Source organism: Levilactobacillus fujinensis (genome assembly GCF_003946335.1).
GTDB lineage: Bacteria > Bacillota > Bacilli > Lactobacillales > Lactobacillaceae > Levilactobacillus > Levilactobacillus fujinensis.
Genome location: NZ_RHNX01000087.1, coordinates 1 through 2,084, shown reverse-complemented (window position 1 = coordinate 2,084; position 2,084 = coordinate 1). Strand labels below are relative to the sequence as shown.

General features: G+C 42.9%; 2 protein-coding genes. Both read left to right on the top strand.

The genetic code is table 11. The features are described from left to right. Nucleotide 1 precedes the first annotated feature (1 nt). Nucleotides 2-412 (top strand): IS66 family insertion sequence element accessory protein TnpB, encoded by a 411-nt coding sequence (gene tnpB / locus EKM89_RS13825; RefSeq protein WP_318531008.1) that lies wholly within the window; start codon nucleotides 2-4, stop codon nucleotides 410-412. 64 nt (nucleotides 413-476) lie between these two features. Further along, complete coding sequence (gene tnpC / locus EKM89_RS13820) at nucleotides 477-1,991, top strand: IS66 family transposase (protein ID WP_125689338.1); 1,515 nt, start codon at nucleotides 477-479, stop codon at nucleotides 1,989-1,991. Nucleotides 1,992-2,084: the final 93 nt, after the last annotated feature.

Below are 2,084 nucleotides of genomic sequence, written 5' to 3'. Positions count from 1 at the left end.
AATGGCTATATTGTGGATGCCGTCCTTAAGGCGGTGTTCAACGATGCTCATTGATTCAACTAAAGTTAGACAGATATTCATTGTTTGTGGGAAAACTGACTTGCGACGTGGAATTGACGGATTAGCAGCTATTGTTCAAGAACAGTTTGAGCTAGACCCGTACAACCAAGCGCTATATTTGTTTTGTGGCACTAGGAAGGATCGATTCAAAGCTCTTTATTGGGATGGTGATGGCTTCCTCCTTCTGTACAAACGACTTGAGAATGGCCGACTTCAGTGGCCGACCAACCAAGACGCCATTCGCAAGCTTAATTTCAAACAATTAACCCGATTGTTGAGCGGGTGGTCGCTTGACGCGACCATCCATAAAATTAGGCCGCCAAGACATGTAAGTATGACCACGGAAAGATAGCTATTTATTTTGAGAAGGCTATGGTAAACTCAAAAATAATTAGTATTGAATGGTGGGATAACTAATGACTTCTGAACAAGAGCAAATCGCTATGTTGACTCAAAAGGTAAAAGAACAAGCAGAAATTATCGATTACTTGACGAGAAAGCTTTTCGGGAAAAAGGCTGAGCAAATCGATCCAAATCAATTATCACTTTTGGACGAGGACGATGGTGTTTTTACCGAGCCAGAGCAAACTGGCAAAGAAAACCAAACAGATCAAGTACAGTCAACGAAAAAGCGCCAAAAAACACGCAAAGAAGTCCTAAGTCCTGATTTACCGGTTCATAAGACTATCGTTGATGTTGAGACTAAGCAGTGTCCTCACGGACACTGCTTAGTTTCCGTTGGTACAAAATTTGTTCGTCAAGAGCTTCACTTCCAACCAGCACAACTGTTTGTCGAAGAGGTTTATGCAAAAACCTATAAGTGCGAAGAATGTGAAGCCATTGATGGCCTAGCTAAAATGATTCAAGCACAAGTACCAAAGCCTTTAATCCCACATAGTTTGGGCTCTACATCACTGATAGCTGAAATCATTCATCAGAAATTTGAGCAAGGTGTCCCCCTTTATCGTCAGTTAAAGGATTGGCAGCGTCTAGGCGTTGACCTAACGGAGACGACGCTATCTAATTGGATAATCAAGACCAGTGAGTTAGTAAAACCATTATATAACTTGATTCGGAAATCATTGATGGCACAAGACTACCTGCAAGGTGATGAGACGCCGATTCAGGTTCTAAGAGAACCGGGAAAAAAGGCGACTACAAAATCCTTCATGTGGGTAGCGAGGTCAGTTCAGAAGTCCCCAGCCCAAGCCGTACTGTATGCCTATGGTGATACGCGTTCAGGAGAATTTGCCCAGAACCTCTACCGAGGTTTTACTGGGATCCTTCAATGTGATGGTTACGCTGGCTACAACTACTTAGAGGATTCTGTCATTCGAATTGGGTGTTTTGCCCATGTTCGACGCAAGTTCTATGATGCAGCAAACATCAATGGCAAGATCAGAATGAGTCGGCCATTAAAGCTATTGGACGAAATGTTTGCACTTGAACGACAATGGCAGCACTATTCTCCTCGATCTAGAAAACGTCGTCGGCATAGGCAACTGCGGAAATCACTTCGTAAGTTCTGGAAATGGATTGATCAAGCTGACGAATTACCCAAAAGTCGCCTAGGGAAAGCCATTATATATGCTCAAAATCAGCGAGTGGTACTGAATAGAATCCTTGATCATGGTGAGTTCGATTTCAGTAATAACGCTGCCGAACGTAATATGAAGAGTCTAGTGATTGGTCGAAAGAACTGGTTGTTCAGTACCAGCCAAGCTGGAGCGGAAGCTACAGCCATTTGGATGACTCTAATTGAGTCGGCCAAGGCAAGTGGCAATAATCCGCAAGACTATATTCGTTATCTTTTAGAAAGCATGTCTCAACTACCGATATTCGCAAAAGAATCAGAACTGGTAGCTTATTTACCATGGAATTTTACGCAGGATTCACAGGGAAAGAGTCAGTTAAATACAGTAGCCGCTTAGAGCATGGAAAGAAGAATGGCGCCCTCAAAACCCGAGGACGCCATTCTTCTTTTTTGGTCTAAATTTCAATACGGTCAGTTATTGGGTGCTTAC

Excerpts from the sequence above, each read along its gene's own strand:
- tnpC (WP_125689338.1), top strand. The coding sequence starts at position 477 with ATGACTTCTGAACAAGAGCAAATCGCTATGTTGACTCAAAAGGTAAAA.
- tnpB (WP_318531008.1), top strand. The coding sequence starts at position 2 with ATGGCTATATTGTGGATGCCGTCCTTAAGGCGGTGTTCAACGATGCTC.